Source organism: Wolbachia endosymbiont of Drosophila barbarae (assembly GCF_044752445.1).
Lineage (GTDB): Bacteria > Pseudomonadota > Alphaproteobacteria > Rickettsiales > Anaplasmataceae > Wolbachia > Wolbachia pipientis.
On the sequence record NZ_JBIXJM010000114.1, the window covers coordinates 1 to 1,002 of the forward strand.

Consider the following 1,002-nt stretch of genomic DNA (forward strand, 5'->3'; position numbering starts at 1 on the left):
CCTGATTCCTGATTCCTGATTCCTGATTCCTGATTCCTGATTCCTGATTCCTGATTCCTGATTCCTGATTTCTAATTACTGATTTAGGAACCTAGGAATTAGGAATGTAATACAATCATTGATGGTGCTATTTCTTAAGTGCTAAGTTTTAGTTGGGTTGATGTAAAGGGCAATAGAGAAAACTTGGTAAACTCTAAAATATTTTTACCCATAAAAAAAGACTTATCCTAACATTAAATTTTGCCTATAGCTGAGATCTTCAGCTCCAGGGGTGAATTTTCCTATACCACAAGCAAATGGTCCAGTTGGAATGTCAAGCCACTTATCCTCTCTTGAACCTGTAGACATCACTTTAACTAACTGCTTTACCTGCAAAAGTTCCTGCACCATACGCTCTAGTCTATCCCTTCCCATGCTGTGAAAAACTTCAGGTAGTCTATGCCGTTGCTTATATACTCCTGTGCTTCCTGTGTGAGTAAATGGATGCCCTGAAGCAGCAGATCGTGTAACTGCATCGATAAGACATATTTTAAGGTCTTTTTCACTAGCATTTTTAACTGTTAGTTGTATTGTTATATCTTCTAGTAGCCCTGTTTCCTGATTTCTTAGGTAAGTTCTTACAGTGCGATCAGCTAACCCATTGGCCTTCACAACTGCCCCATGAAATAAAGCATTCTGTCTTGGTGTTTCTCCTACTGCCTTAAAGATCTCTAGCCTAGATGTATTTTCTATTGGCCAAAAAGCGTATGAGCATCTAACACCATTAACAAGAGCAGAGGTACCTCTTATTGCATCTCTTGCTTGTTCAACAGTTAGTATAGGTTTTTCTCCTTTTGGTTTTCTCATGTGGTGAGCAGTAATAATTGAAGCTCCAGTACTATTTGCTAGATCAGACAATAGACACATCAGATAATCCCCTACAGCTGGATCAGCATTTATAGCATTTCTCATAATAGTCCGAACAGGTCATAGGAAGGCAGAATCAACAGCACGACGAAAGGA

1 pseudogene is annotated in these 1,002 nt (G+C 39.0%); it reads right to left on the reverse strand.

The features are described from left to right. Positions 1-222: 222 nt before the first annotated feature. Positions 223-942, reverse strand: a pseudogene (locus tag ACIPNH_RS01525) (AAA family ATPase); the annotation flags it as partial. Positions 943-1,002: the final 60 nt, after the last annotated feature.